Annotated in this window: 13 protein-coding genes; all 13 read right to left on the bottom strand. The window is 58.2% G+C overall.

Going from position 1 to position 12696, the window contains the following annotated elements:
• Positions 1–43: 43 nt before the first annotated feature.
• The gene (locus AC1KAT_RS21275; RefSeq protein WP_480329165.1) at positions 44–655 is read right to left on the bottom strand and encodes a hypothetical protein; all 612 of its coding nucleotides are present in this window, start codon (positions 653–655) and stop codon (positions 44–46) included.
• Positions 656–1647: 992 nt separating this feature from the next.
• Complete coding sequence (locus tag AC1KAT_RS21270) at positions 1648–2157, bottom strand: hypothetical protein (RefSeq protein WP_480329163.1); 510 nt, start codon at positions 2155–2157, stop codon at positions 1648–1650.
• A 1887-nt stretch (positions 2158–4044) separates the two neighbouring features.
• Positions 4045–4383, bottom strand: coding sequence for a hypothetical protein (locus AC1KAT_RS21265; RefSeq protein WP_480329161.1), 339 nt, complete (start codon positions 4381–4383; stop codon positions 4045–4047).
• 112 nt (positions 4384–4495) lie between these two features.
• Positions 4496–5113: a hypothetical protein gene (locus AC1KAT_RS21260; protein WP_480329159.1), complete on the bottom strand. Its 618-nt coding sequence runs from the start codon at positions 5111–5113 to the stop codon at positions 4496–4498.
• 1266 nt (positions 5114–6379) lie between these two features.
• A complete protein-coding gene (locus tag AC1KAT_RS21255; RefSeq protein ID WP_480329158.1) occupies positions 6380–7066 on the bottom strand; it encodes an AbiU2 domain-containing protein in 687 nt (228 codons plus the stop codon).
• 71 nt (positions 7067–7137) lie between these two features.
• On the bottom strand, positions 7138–7638 hold the full coding sequence (locus tag AC1KAT_RS21250) for a DUF5063 domain-containing protein (RefSeq protein ID WP_480329156.1): 501 nt from the start codon (positions 7636–7638) through the stop codon (positions 7138–7140).
• Positions 7639–7746: 108 nt separating this feature from the next.
• Entirely contained in the window at positions 7747–8127 is a 381-nt protein-coding gene (locus AC1KAT_RS21245; protein ID WP_480329154.1) for a hypothetical protein, read from the bottom strand.
• A 103-nt stretch (positions 8128–8230) separates the two neighbouring features.
• Positions 8231–8596 carry a hypothetical protein gene (locus tag AC1KAT_RS21240; protein ID WP_480329152.1) on the bottom strand — a complete coding sequence of 122 codons (366 nt, stop codon included), beginning with the start codon at positions 8594–8596 and terminating at the stop codon, positions 8231–8233.
• Positions 8597–9101: 505 nt separating this feature from the next.
• Entirely contained in the window at positions 9102–9497 is a 396-nt protein-coding gene (locus tag AC1KAT_RS21235) for a hypothetical protein (protein WP_480329150.1), read from the bottom strand.
• A 96-nt stretch (positions 9498–9593) separates the two neighbouring features.
• Positions 9594–10208 (bottom strand): TonB family protein, encoded by a 615-nt coding sequence (locus AC1KAT_RS21230; protein WP_480329148.1) that lies wholly within the window; start codon positions 10206–10208, stop codon positions 9594–9596.
• Between the two features lie 97 nt (positions 10209–10305).
• The gene (locus AC1KAT_RS21225) at positions 10306–10740 is read right to left on the bottom strand and encodes a hypothetical protein (protein ID WP_480329146.1); all 435 of its coding nucleotides are present in this window, start codon (positions 10738–10740) and stop codon (positions 10306–10308) included.
• A gap of 129 nt (positions 10741–10869) precedes the next feature.
• A complete protein-coding gene (locus AC1KAT_RS21220) occupies positions 10870–11256 on the bottom strand; it encodes a hypothetical protein (RefSeq protein WP_480329144.1) in 387 nt (128 codons plus the stop codon).
• A gap of 691 nt (positions 11257–11947) precedes the next feature.
• Positions 11948–12544, bottom strand: coding sequence for a DUF6338 family protein (locus tag AC1KAT_RS21215; RefSeq protein WP_480329142.1), 597 nt, complete (start codon positions 12542–12544; stop codon positions 11948–11950).
• Positions 12545–12696 lie beyond the last annotated feature (152 nt).

Raw genomic sequence — 12696 nt, 5'->3', positions numbered from 1 at the left:
GCGGCTCGCCGGAGGCGAGTCCGCTCGATGGAATGGTTGGGCGTCACTTCGGCTGTGCCTCCCGTTTGGCTCGTGCACCCTGCTCTAAGCCGGCGTTGTAAAGGCTCATGAACGCGCGGCGATGCTCCTGGTTCGACGGAGCTAGGACCTTAATGATCTCAAGAGCCCGATCATGCCCGCGAGCTTCACCCATGCCTGCAGCGGTTCCATACCAGTGCAAGGCATCGGCGTAGCGCTGCGCCCGCTCAGAGTCATCTCGTACTGACGCTTGGACGAACGTTTCCCCGATGAGGTATGCGGCGGTTGCACTGCCGTCGTTCACTGCTGATGAAAGCGCAATCTTGGCGTTAACCTGGCTCGCGCGAAAGCCCGCATAGCCTTGCCAGATCAAGAAGCTGACGAAAGCAAAGGCGTCTTTGTCTCCTTTCCGCGCTCGATCAATGAATCCCTGTATTCCCTTGTCCGCATGCGGAGCTGAGATCAGGTGCAGGTCAATGAATCGACCGTACGCAGCGGACCTCGGCTGCAGTGCAAGAGCCTCAGTGGACTGAGATAACTGCTGCGTTTCCTGCGGACTTTGTGCACTCACGACCCCGAACGGCAAGGAGGAAGCCAATACAAGAACAAGAGTGGCAAGGTGGGTACGTATGGTCATTGGTGACGCCCAACGTTTGACATGAGCGGTTCGCCGAAGGCGAATCCGCTCGATGGAGGGGTTAGACCTCTGTGGACGAAGCCACAGAGGAATGCTCGCAGACGATCCGCAGATTGAGCCAGCACGGCTGACAAACCGATAGGCCCGATGACCCACGTTACGTGCGCTGGCCGCCAACGGACGGACAGCCCGCGTCAACCGCTGCGACCTGCCGACCGAAGCCGCCACCAGCGGATGCCCGCACGATGCGCGCGGCCGCCAAGTTTGACCAGAACGCGCAGTCGTTTGATGAAGCACCGTTTGCATAACTCGCTCTGCTTTAGAAGGCAGGCTGCCTGGCCCAACACTGAGGTCTAACGTTTGACATGAGGGGTGGCTTGACGGCGCAGCCGGCAAGACATCCCCTCGATGGAATGGTTAGACAGCGACCGCCTCGGATGGCCCGTTGACCCGAGCCACGCTGAACGCACGAGACCTTCGCTGCCCTAGCTGCTAAGTTTCGCCAACGCGCCGCCGCCTGCAAACCACTTGGTGAACGGGCACTGCCGGTGCGCTGGCCGCCAACGGACGGACGGCCCACGAAGAACTCGGCACGCTTCTGCTCGCATGGCACCGCTTTCCTTCGGACGATGTCTAACGTTTGACATGAGCGGCTCGCCGGAGGCGAGTCCGCTCGATGGAATGGTTGGGCGTCGGCTCGGCCTCCGCCGCCATGCGGGACGCAGCCGACGACGCAGCCTTTTGCCACCGCTTCACCACCTCACCTCCGAATCCCGCGATGGACCTCAATCGCCTCTCCCCGCGATAGCGGCGGCCTCAACCTTCTGACTCTACGTTGTTGCGCCCAACGTCACCTTGTTCGATTAGCACCGCACGAACAACCACCTCGGATTCCGCTGACGCCCAACGTTTGACATGAGCGGTGGCCGACCGGCGCAGCCGGTTGGGCATCCGCTCGATGGAAAGGTTAGGCCTCGCCGCGGCGCGCGGACTCATTGAAATTCGACCACGAAGCGGTGAACTGAAAACTTGATATTGCCTAGCGAGCTCGGTGCTTTGAAGCACGCCAGAAACGACGTGTATTCGTATGCGTTCGATCCGTTTTCTGGCGACAGGTGAAGCTCAACAATGAAGTCGCTTTCATTTTTAGTCGCTTGTACACCAAGGTTGATTGAATCAATTGACCAGTGACCTTCATCGCGAGTGAACGAACGAGCTACCGCAATGGAATATTCCTTTATATTCTCCCAGTGAAGAAGCACCTCCTGCAGCGTGTGCAGGGCGCTCCCGCTCGGAGCAACTTCAGTACCGCAAAGTACCACATCAATATGCGTTGTTGATCCTTCCCATTCGCCGTCAATGAATCTCAACGATTTGAGATCGATGTCTGGTTGACTGGGCACCAACTGCACTGCGCCAGGAAAGTACTCTGCCTCGATCTCTTCGTTGGTGAGCAACTCATCTTGCACTGAAGGATTCGGCTTCTTTGGCTTGTAAAACATGACAGCGTTCTCTTGGCTACTTGCGAGGCCTAACGTTTGACATGAGGGGTGACCGACCGGCGCAGCCGGTTGGGCATCCCCTCGATGGAATGGTTAGGCCACATTCTGATTGTCTGCTCGCCCAAAGAGCGCAACCGGAAGCACCATCGCCTTTTCTCTTACTGTTAGCCACTGGCGCCGCGCCAGCTGAAGACGCCGCATGTTCCCGCATGCGCAGCGTGAAAGCTTCAATAAAGCAGGCCGCGACTTTTCCGGTAGGGCAGAGCCGCACTTTTTGCATAACAGGTAGCTGAATGGATGGCCTGCCCACTTCCGCTTGGTATCCGGCAGCGAGACGAACTCGTCATGCAGCCGCTCTCGATGAAGCACCGGCTTCGCGGAGGCCAACCATGCCTCCCGTTTGCTGCGTGAAAGCTCATCGTCGCTCAGGCGCGATGTGTCCGACGGCGGTCGACCAGAGTGAGCTAGTGCCGCAAGCATGTCTGGAAGTAGCGCATCAGACTCGGCCTTGCGTGAGAGCGACCGGCGCTCAACTTCCGCCTTGCCTTGCCGCTTCAGTTCTTTGCGACGCTCAGGGGTCACTTATGGGGCCTAACGTTTGACATGAGCGGGGACGAGACGGCGCAGCCGGCTCGGCATCCGCTCGATGGAAGGGTTAGACAGCGCCCGCACCACACGACCTCGGACTTTCGACGAAGCACGCGCCTGGACGAAACCACCTTTGAACTGTGCCATGTGGCACGCGCTCGGCAAACCACGGAAGCACGGCCTGTAGTCGCCTCGCTGTTGACGAACCGTTTGGTGCAACGAACCGAGGGCACCGCTCGTGGTCTCGTGACGATGGTCTGCGCACGTGCCGCTCGCCGCATAGCTCATGGCGCACTCGCTCAGTCGGTGCGCTGGCCGCCAACGGACGGACAGCCCACTCGGAACTCGAACCACCTCGAACTCAACTCTCGCCAACGGCTCCGGGCTTTGCAGATGCTCAGACACGATGCGCTCAGTCGGTGCTTGGCCGATGTCTAACGTTTGACATGAGCGGTTCGCCGAAGGCGAATCCGCTCGATGGAAGGGTTAGGCGTCGGAGTCGCCAAGGAGTCCTTCCCGCACTTTCGATGAGATCTAGAGGTTTCCGAGTGCACGCCGCAGCTCCGCAAGCTCTTCCATTGCCCTAGCCAGTGTCATTGTTGTGGACAGTCCGCCCTCGTACTTGTTGCAAGCCTCTTGGTGCGTAGCGAGAATGGTTTGAACCTCTGCACATAGAAGCGCCAGACTTTGTACCGGGCCGACTGCCTGGACTTTGGCTAGCTCTTGCCTTGCCTGAGTAGCGACGTGATGCAGGTGTGCAAGATATACAGGCCCCAGGAGAACCGATGGCCCTCCCGTACCACGCACTGAGACGACAGCGCCATCATCGCCCTGCTCAAGGACAGCAATCTCTTCGTACTGCTTCAGCATGGCTTCGATGCTCCTTTCAGACGCCTAACGTTTGACATGAGCGGTTCGCCGAAGGCGAATCCGCTCGATGGAAGGGTTAGACCTCTGTGGACGAAGCCACAGAGGAATGTCCGCAGACAAGCCGAAGTGTGAGCCAGCGCGGCCGACCAACCGATAGGCCCGATGACCCACGTTATGTGCGCTGGCCGCCAAAGGACGGACAGCCCGCGTCAGCCGCTGCGACCTGCCCAACGAAACCACCGCCGGTGGATGCCCGCACGGCGCTCGTGACCGCCAGGCTCGGCCGGAACGCGCAGTCGGTTGATCGAGCACCGTTTGCATAACTTGCACTGCTTTCGAAGGCACGCTGCCTGGACCAACACTGAGGTCTAACGTTTGACATGAGAGGCGGCGACCGGCTTGCCGGGCGACGTCCTCTCGATGGAAGGGTTAGGCGTCGGGGGTCTCGGCATGCAACTCTCCAGCTTTTAGTGATATCTCTACTGCGGCTTGGACTTGAGGAGGCAGAACTAGCAACTGAATTCGACCTTCGTCTAGCTCTTTGATGAGTTCAGGAATGGCGGCGTGCTTTGAGAAGTCTTTGACTTCTATGCGCCAAGAGTTCGATCGTTCGATCTTCCACTCCGTTCCGCCAGCATCGGTTCGCTTTACATCCCCGATTGGAGCGATGCGATGCACTACCACTCCCGGGCTTTCGTACCCATTCTTCGCAGCGGCCGCAAGAACGAATGCTGCTGCTTCTTTGGAGATGCGAACTGTGGATGGCATTTCCGACGCCTAACGTTTGACATGAGGGGTGGCTTGACGGCGCAGCCGGCAAGTCGTCCCCTCGATGGAACGGTTAGACCTCAGCAGCCCGTTAGGCATGTTCAGCCTTTGTCTATCTTAGGAATAGCTCGACTAGCTTAGATATCCCTGCAGAAACCAGCGCGCCCCACACCAGAAGTAGCAGAACGAGAAAGAACAGCGCTCCGCCGCCTTCGCGCGCTTCGTCGTTTAACTTCTCGCTTCCAGACTCGGATTTAAATGAAGGTCTCGAATCGACCAATCCTGCCGCGGCAGACCGACCATTCATTGCAAGAAAGACGAAGAGAGTCGCCCAAAAAGCAGCATCCTTGGCCAGTTCGAGTGTTTGCTCTGTCGGCGGGCGAGGGGGCGCGAGTTGTAGCACCAGTAGAGAAAAGAACGCCGATAGCACCGCTGCTGGAATCGACAAGATCATGGCGTGAAACGGGTGCGTTCGATCAAGGATATGGATGAGCGAAGCAAGTGACAGTGAGCTAGCCAAGAAGAACGAGGTCACCAGTAGGAGATTCGTAAGATGAAAATTTGATGCTGGAGAAACAACCGGGCTCGACGTAGCTAGGGTGGCTGGACCAGCATATTGAAGCCAAGCCACGAGCAGAGCTATCAAGGCAATCAGGACGCCAGCGACCGTTGCACTCACTGCAATTGGACTACGTTTGAATTCTTCAACTGCACGTTCTCTGAGCGACATCTTCGGTTCCTGTGGTTTAGTGCAACAACTGAGGTCTAACGTAATTTCGAAATCCGGCAGATTTCCTGCCGTGTGACGCATAACCTGCCGGGGTGCCACCTAACAACGGGTGGACTTGGCCAATAACTTCTGGGCCTGCAACAACTTACGGCACGTCAGCGTGGGACCGGGCGTATCTTGCCGACGGCTAACTTGGCAGGCAAGGCCGGCGGTTGACGCCGAAAACTTGCGTGGCGCGAAGAACACGCCGCTTGTTCTTGGCACACCTCCGACTGCGTTGGATGACGCCTAACGTTTGACATGAGCGGGGACAAGGCGGCGCAGCCGGCTTGGCATCCGCTCGATGGAAGGGTTAGACAGCGACCGGCTCGCATGGCCCGTTAACCCGAGCCACGCAGACCGGGCCAACCCTTCGCTGCCCTGGCTGGCAAGTTTCGCTGACGCGCCGCCGCTCGCCCACCATCTGGTGAACCCGCGCTGCCAGTGCGCTGGCCGCCAACGGACGGACAGCCCACGAAGAACTCGGCACGTCTCTGCTTGCATGGCACCACGACCAATCGGCCGATGTCTAACGTTTGACATGAGCGGCTCGCCGAAGGCGAGTCCGCTCGATGGAGTGGTTAGAACTCTGTGGCCGGAGCCGCAGGGAACTGCCGGCAGACGAGCCAGAGTTTGAGACCGCACGCTCGACAAACCGATAGGTTCGATTACCAACGTTATGCCCGCTGGCCGCCAACGGACGGACAGCCCGCGCCAACCAGTGCGGCATGCCGACCGAAACCACCGACAGTGGAGGCCCGCTCGATGCTCCGAGCCGCTGGGTGGTGCCGAAGCACACCACAGGCGGCGTTAGAACTCTTCGCTTCATTCGTTGCTTCTCGAAGGCACGGCCTCAGCGGCGAACTGAGTTCTAACGTTGAGCTAAGCGGCAGCCGAAGGCTGTCCGCTTGAGCGACCCGGTAGGTCTCTTGGCGAGGGCAAACACGATGACCCCAGCAAACCGAGAAACCAACCGCTTGAATTGAGCATCAATGATGGCGTGCCGCCCAACGCACGGCAACCCAGAACCCCGCGAGCGAAGGACGCCCGCAGCCAAACGATAAACAAGCGGATCGGCGCGAAGAACGCCAGCACAGCACGATCAACTGCAACGCTTGGGTCCGGCCGTAGCCACACAGGACGGGCACCGGTCGCCAAGAGATCTACCGTTTGACATGAGGGGTGGCCAGACGGCGCAGCCGGCTGGACATCCCCTCGATGGAATGGTTAGCCATCGCAGCGCCTCCGAGCGGCCAATGTGGCTTCTCTCACGCACTGAATGACATACGTGAAGTCGTCGTGCCCGATGATTTGCCGCGAGTATGTTTTTGCGGCGAATAGGTTTGAGTATCGGTTGACGATTACATGCGCCCTGTCGAGGAGGACCTCGAGATCAGCGACCGATACAGCGAACGCCTCGGTCAGATCGCGACCTGAAGCAGTCGCTCTCGCGTTCCTATGAGCTGTGATGTTGCCCCTGTGCAGCGTCAGCGCCTTCACCGCCGGATCGTGAACTGAGCACTCAGCGATATCACGGTCTAGCTGCGCCGGATCGGGGATGCGCACATGTTCCGCGAGGGAATCCACGAATGGATTCCCTGCAAGGCGCTTCCTGAATTCAGCTTCCGCGAACAAGTGCATGTTCTCCTTGATGGTTCGGAGCCAACTGAGCAGATGTAGAGAGGTCTGATTCTGGTCGTATGCCCGAGCGATGCTTTGAAGAGCCGCGTACTTGTGCGCATTCAGCGTGAGATGCCAGAAGGTCGGTGTTTGTCGGTAAACAAGATGCTCGTCTTCCCCAACGGCTCGATGGATGTCACGAAAGAGGCGCCAGTGGATATTGGCGTCTCCAACGTCGTGCGCAAGTGCATCGACGAGTCTCTTGAACTCTTCACTGGAACCGACGCGGATCATGTGATGGCTAACGTTTGACATGAGCGGTGGCCGACCGGCGTAGCCGGTTGGACATCCGCTCGATGGAATGGTTAGACATCATGCCGCTCATCGGCGCTGAAACAGCGTGCGCACTGAAGAGCGAAGAGCGCTCCCACCGCATGACGACCCCAGTGAATCCGATGTAGGAATGACCAGAACCAGAGTGCCTCAGCGCGCTTGCCTGCGTCGTAGAGAAGCAAACCGGCACGAATGTCTTTGTATGTATCGCCCAGGTCGTCGCCGACGTCTCCGACGACCGACTCATCCGCGAGGCAGGGGTTCGGATCGAAGTACTCCCGGTAGTAGAGCCCGTCGAACTCCGAAAACGTCTTCTTTGCGAGTGCCGCGGCATTCGCGGGAAGCTCGGGCAACCCGTCTTCGTTCTCGGGTTCGACGTCCGGCAAGGTGAGTGCGGCAGCGTGAAGCTTCGCCAACCAAACCGATGCAGCGACATCAGCTGGGGTAAGCGATACAGCGCCTTCGCACCAATCGCAAAAGCCGTGCGCTACCCGAGCGAATTCATCTACCGCAGTAACAGCCGCTGGTTCCATGATGTCTAACGTTTGACATGAGGGGCAGACGACCGGCGAAGCCGGTTGGCTGTCCCCTCGATGGAATGGTTGGGCGTCATACGTGCGATGCGTATTGATGAATCACATTCAATCCCACCAGTTGAACAGCGCGTCGCCCGCGGTTTTTGGCTTCCAGTACGCGACATCGGATTCGCTGAAGCAACTTCTCGCCGCGAAGGGAGCCTCTAACTCAATCTTGCTTAATACGTGAATCTGGTACAGGTCCTTGAGTTGCGATGCCAGCTGTTCGCAGTCTTCGAACTGTAGGTGAGAGCATCCAGAATCGAAGCTTGAACTCACCGCCCAATCGCCATTTTCGGAACAGAGCAAGTAGTGCCTGGTGTCTCCTTGCACGAGTTCGGCGGCCCAGAAGTTTGGCGTGACGCTCGGTTCGCTGATCGTCACAACCCGCCATCTCAGAGAAGTAGCTACGCCGTAGGTGACGGCCTTGAAGGTCGCAATGTCCATGCCTATGACGCCCAACGTTTGACATGAGCGGGGACAAGACGGCGCAGCCGGCTTGGCATCCGCTCGATGGAATGGTTAGGCGGCAGCGCGAGATTGAAATAGATCACGATCGATCGTTCTGATCAGGAAATCTGCTCATCGCATTCAACGCCACTGCCGCGCTGGCCTTCCCGCTCTCGTTCTCGGCTACAAACGTGATCCAACCACGGGCCGCCCAGTCTGCGAATAGTCCCTCAAACCTCTCGCCATCACCGAGACTTCCAGAGGTGACCCCACAAGAACCGAAGGTTGCCATGCGAGAGCCCGCACGATTTGCGTCGATAGTAATGATCCCGGATCGAAGGATTGCCGCGACAGCCTCAACCGAGAAGAGGTCGAAGAGCTCGTACTCGACGGTTTTCATATCTTCGATTCTGGAAAGAACGAAGTTGGAAAGAAAGTCGTCATAGAGTTCGTACTTCCTCCACATCGATTCGCACTCGTGCGCGGCAGTTGGAAGGGTAAGTAGTCGCACAAAGATCTCCCTCTGACTCTGCTGCCTAACGTTTGACATGAGCGGTGACCGACCGGCGCAGCCGGTTGGGCATCCGCTCGATGGAAGGGTTAGACAGCGCCCGCACCGTGGAACCTCGGACCATCACCCATGCACATGGCCTGACAACGCTGCCTTTGAACTTTGCCATGCCGGAAGCGCCTGGCAAACCATGGAGGAACGGCCGGCAACCACTTCGGTGTCGGCAAGCGCGCCACTCGTAGCGTGGCTCGTGCCGGATGCGCTCAGCCGGTGCGCTGGCCGCCAACGGACGGACAGCCCACGCAGAATGCGACCTCGTCGCAATTTCAGGTCTCACCGCCCGCCTCGGGCTTCGCTGATGCTCAGACACGATGACCTCAGTCGTGGGGCAGCCGATGTCTAACGTTTGACATGAGCGGGAGCAACCGGCTTGCCGGTTGATCTCCGCTCGATGGAATGGTTAGGTTTCATCGCGCAACCTATACCGCCCTGCTTCGAGGAGCGCGAGGTCTCGGTGATGCGCAGAAGGCTCTTGCCGGGCGAATTGTTCCAGGAAGAGCGCGGCAGCTTCATTCGACTGCTCTTGTGACAAGTCGTCCGCCTCCAGAATAGCCTCGCCGAACCGCCTATTGGCCGCGCTCTCTTCCTCGGTTGGTTCCGAGTACTGCTTTGACAACTCGGGCCGCTCGACTTCAATGTTGTGCTGTACTTGAAACACAACTGCGAGCGCTTCTCCAACAAGTCGAATGTTGTCACGCGTGGGTTGTAGCGGGAGATCGCGAATCTGAGTGGCAGCGCTGTCGAGAAGCTGCGCCGCCGCTCTCAACGTTCTGTGGAGTTGCTCGTGGGTGGCCATGAAACCTAACGTTTGACATGAGGGGTGACAAGACGGCGCAGCCGGCTTGGCATCCCCTCGATGGAAGGGTTAGGCAGCAGACGCTCAGACTCCACATCACTTTCCATCTTGTCTGGTGTAGTCAAACGGAAATACGAGAACAAGACGATCAGCCAGCGATCTCATCTCCCTGCTGAACGCTCTGAAGGGGGCTGCTGCTCTGACAGTTCGAACTGCATGTCGATCCAGTTCCGCAACACCCGAACTCTTTACAACATCAACTGATTCAACAGCTCCGCTTGAATTGATGCCAATGTTGACGAGAACCATTCCGTAGAGCGAACCACTCTCGCTCGTCGGAAATCTCGACGTACCGAGCGCTTCTATTCGTTGAGCCACATGGCTTCTATATGAATCGAAGACCGGGCTTTTTCTTGCTGGGGATGAGTAGTACGTTCGAGGAGGCCGCTCAATTCTGCGCTCAATTTCTGCGATCAGATCAGCCAGGCGAATCTGCTCCTTTTTTAGCTTGCGCAGCTCTTGTGCATCCGTCGTACTCAGCTCCCGCTGACGCAAGACTTCGAAGTCGCGCCTAACCTGCTCAAGGAGTTCTACGTGGAGTTCTTTCTGCGCGTCCTGAGCTTCTCGGACAACGTTTTCATCTACTGCCTGGGCCATCGTGCAGAACATGAAACTTGCGATCAATAAGGCGAACTGCCTGAGGTAGAGCATGGTTCCTCTGATGCCTAACGTTTGACATGAGCGGTGTCCGACCGGCGCAGCCGGTTGGGCATCCGCTCGATGGAAGGGTTAGGCGGCTTGGTGCGCTTCACTGTGATGCCGCCCGTGCGGGTGGCTGGAGCCCCAGGAGTGGCGCTCCAGCCGCGGCGGCCCTGAGCTTGTAGATAGATAGAAGCTTTTCGCAATGCACAGACTTCTTGTCGCAAAGAATGGAAACCTCGCTCCTAGCGTCAGGGCTGGCACCGAGCACACGCCGCACCACTGCGGGATAGGCCGGGTGATCGAACTCCACGAAAGACCACTCAGTTCTGTTGTCAGGCTCTGAAATCAGAACACGTTGCGGCGCCTGCCCATGAATGGTGACGCCAGGCTTGCGCTTCAGCGCATCCAGCGCCTGGGAGACGTTCCCATACTGGATAGCGCCTTCACCGGTAGCTGGGGCCCTCCAGGGCGCGGCATCTACGGGCTCGCTGATCAGACCGAATGCAAGCAGTGCGGCAATTGCAAACTTCAATTGATTCATGCTGGGACGAGCCGCCTAACGTTTGACATGAGGGGTGACCGACCGGCGCAGCCGGTTGGGCATCCCCTCGATGGAAGGGTTGGGCGTCACCGAAAACGCGAAATGTGCGGGACCCGACTGAATGTGGAATCAAGTCTTGTGAACCCTTTGAAGACCCTTTCGCCACACAAACCAAAACAGCAACGCAGAAAGCAAACCTGACACGGAATAGAGAGCTAGTTTCTTAGCCCAACCGGCATCAAACGAATGCACGAGGATAGATGCAAGCGCTCCCGTCAACGCACCACAGGCCAGAACGGACCACCAACTGACCACTTGGCGATGACAGGCGACCCATAGCAGCGGCTCGCCGATTAGTAGCCCGGCAAGAAAGGCAAACCAATAGAAGAACAGGAACTCTTGGAGCATCGATTCCACTTCCCAGGCCCAAGAACTCTCGCCGCTGAAAAGCATTACGGCCGCCGGCGGCATGGGGGCAAGCAGGGAGCCGAGGATGGTCGCCTTAGCGGAATTCAACAGCTTCTCCCTCGCTTGTGACGCTCAACGTTTGACATGAGGGGTGGGCGACCGGCGAAGCCGGTTGACCATCCCCTCGATGGAAGGGTTAGACAGCGCCCGGTTTGCTTGGCCTTCGAGACCTCGCGAAGCACCCTGCTTCATTTGCAACCTCGTCTTCATTTACGCTGCCCTGGCTGAACAGTTTCGCTGACGCCGCACTCTCTGCAAAGCACCCGTTGACCCACCTCAGTCGGTGCGCTGGCCGCCAGCGGACGGACAGCACGCGAAGAACTCGGCGCAGCACCCAGAAGCCGCCAAGCGCTTTGCCCGCCCCGGGCATGGGCTGAAAGCCGATGCCTCACCGAACCCAAACTCTCGGCTCTGCGGCTCAGCCGCAGGGCCAGCGATGGACGCAAACCACTGCCACGCAGAACCGACCAACGACTCCGATGAAGCTCACGTTCCGCCGAAGCCTCGAACCGCATTGCTCTGCTTTCGGCTGCCGATGTCTAACGTTTGACATGAGGGGTGGCTTGACGGCGTAGCCGGCAAGACATCCCCTCGATGGAAGGGTTAGCCGTCAGCGTTTGGGTGGCGGCGGGGGGGGAGGGGGCGGAGGAGGCTTTGGATAGCTTGGCTGAGGCTTGATGTTGCCGCCCTTCTCTTGGTGACCAGGCGGGCGAGGACTAACCGGAATCCGGGTACTCATCTAGTTTCCTTCTGCTTTGACAAACTCAACGTGAGACACATCCTTCACGTCCACGAGAACACCTTCTGACTGCGACAACTCAACAGGTTGATCGCCATGAACCCAGGATGCAAAGGTTAGAAAGAGATGCCCTTTGTCTGGATCTGACGGCCATACTTTTGGCCAACCATAGACTCGTCGGCCATCCTTCAGCTCCACCACGACGAACTGCTCTCTAGGCGAGAACACAGTGCACCACTCGTTGGGCGATGCGCTTCGCTGAGAAATCTTCAACTTTCGGAATACCGAATGCAATGCATCGGTATTAGCGATGTGCGCAATTACGAAGCCGAGCACCAGTGCGGTTAGAACGGAGGCAACGAGCTGGGCGTCTTCATCCCAGACTCCTATTGTCACGAGGGCGCCAAGAAGCAGTGCAATGTGCTTCTGAACAACGACGATCGCGCTAACCATCAAGTTGAATATGAGCGCCTGGATCACTCGTTCTGTGTGATTTGGCTTCTGATGGGACGTAAGCGCGTAAAACAGCCAAGCGACCAAGAAGCCAGGGAGCAAGTACCCGAGCAACGCGACGACTTCACTTGAAACTTCAGGCATAGGTGGAACTGACGGCTAACGTTTGACATGAGCGGTGGCCGACCGGCGCAGCCGGTTGGACATCCGCTCGATGGAAGGGTTAGGCCTCGACCCAATCATTGTGAGCCTCGCGAACATCGGCGATGGGTATAGGGGCAGGCGCGCATCTTGTG

This window comes from Piscinibacter sp. PDB5-1 (assembly GCF_056676035.1).
This window is presented reverse-complemented; position numbering and strand designations above follow the sequence as displayed.

Coding starts and splice junctions, on each gene's coding strand:
- AC1KAT_RS21275 (WP_480329165.1), bottom strand. CDS start 655: ATGACCATACGTACCCACCTTGCCACTCTTGTTCTTGTATTGGCTTCC.
- AC1KAT_RS21270 (WP_480329163.1), bottom strand. CDS start 2,157: ATGTTTTACAAGCCAAAGAAGCCGAATCCTTCAGTGCAAGATGAGTTG.
- AC1KAT_RS21265 (WP_480329161.1), bottom strand. CDS start 4,383: ATGCCATCCACAGTTCGCATCTCCAAAGAAGCAGCAGCATTCGTTCTT.
- AC1KAT_RS21260 (WP_480329159.1), bottom strand. CDS start 5,113: ATGTCGCTCAGAGAACGTGCAGTTGAAGAATTCAAACGTAGTCCAATT.
- AC1KAT_RS21255 (WP_480329158.1), bottom strand. CDS start 7,066: ATGATCCGCGTCGGTTCCAGTGAAGAGTTCAAGAGACTCGTCGATGCA.
- AC1KAT_RS21250 (WP_480329156.1), bottom strand. CDS start 7,638: ATGGAACCAGCGGCTGTTACTGCGGTAGATGAATTCGCTCGGGTAGCG.
- AC1KAT_RS21245 (WP_480329154.1), bottom strand. CDS start 8,127: ATGGACATTGCGACCTTCAAGGCCGTCACCTACGGCGTAGCTACTTCT.
- AC1KAT_RS21240 (WP_480329152.1), bottom strand. CDS start 8,596: ATGTGGAGGAAGTACGAACTCTATGACGACTTTCTTTCCAACTTCGTT.
- AC1KAT_RS21235 (WP_480329150.1), bottom strand. CDS start 9,497: ATGGCCACCCACGAGCAACTCCACAGAACGTTGAGAGCGGCGGCGCAG.
- AC1KAT_RS21230 (WP_480329148.1), bottom strand. CDS start 10,208: ATGCTCTACCTCAGGCAGTTCGCCTTATTGATCGCAAGTTTCATGTTC.
- AC1KAT_RS21225 (WP_480329146.1), bottom strand. CDS start 10,740: ATGAATCAATTGAAGTTTGCAATTGCCGCACTGCTTGCATTCGGTCTG.
- AC1KAT_RS21215 (WP_480329142.1), bottom strand. CDS start 12,544: ATGCCTGAAGTTTCAAGTGAAGTCGTCGCGTTGCTCGGGTACTTGCTC.